Raw genomic sequence first — 337 nt, forward strand, 5'->3', positions numbered from 1 at the left:
TTCGATATGCTACAAGCTGAGAATGACAACTTCGTATGGCACTGTGCACTGTCTGATCCACTTCCAGAAGATAACTGGGATGGTTACACTGGCTTTATTCACAACGTTCTTTACGAGAACTACCTACGTGATCACGAAGCGCCAGAAGACTGTGAATACTACATGTGTGGTCCACCTATGATGAACGCTGCTGTAATCGGCATGCTAAAAGATCTAGGTGTAGAGGATGAAAACATCCTACTAGATGACTTCGGTGGTTAATTCCTCCAAGTGATTGAATCTATGGCTAGCTCTCCAAGAGAGCTAGCCATTATTTTTTATAGACATAAAACTGATA

1 pseudogene is annotated in these 337 nt (G+C 42.1%); it reads left to right on the plus strand.

The window, feature by feature from the left end:
* Positions 1 to 261, plus strand: a pseudogene (locus IQR33_RS10995) (NADH:ubiquinone reductase (Na(+)-transporting) subunit F); the annotation flags it as partial.
* Positions 262 to 337: the final 76 nt, after the last annotated feature.

It is taken from the genome of Vibrio sp. OPT46 (assembly GCF_015163535.1).
In the GTDB taxonomy this organism is placed as follows: Bacteria; Pseudomonadota; Gammaproteobacteria; order Enterobacterales; family Vibrionaceae; genus Vibrio; species Vibrio alginolyticus.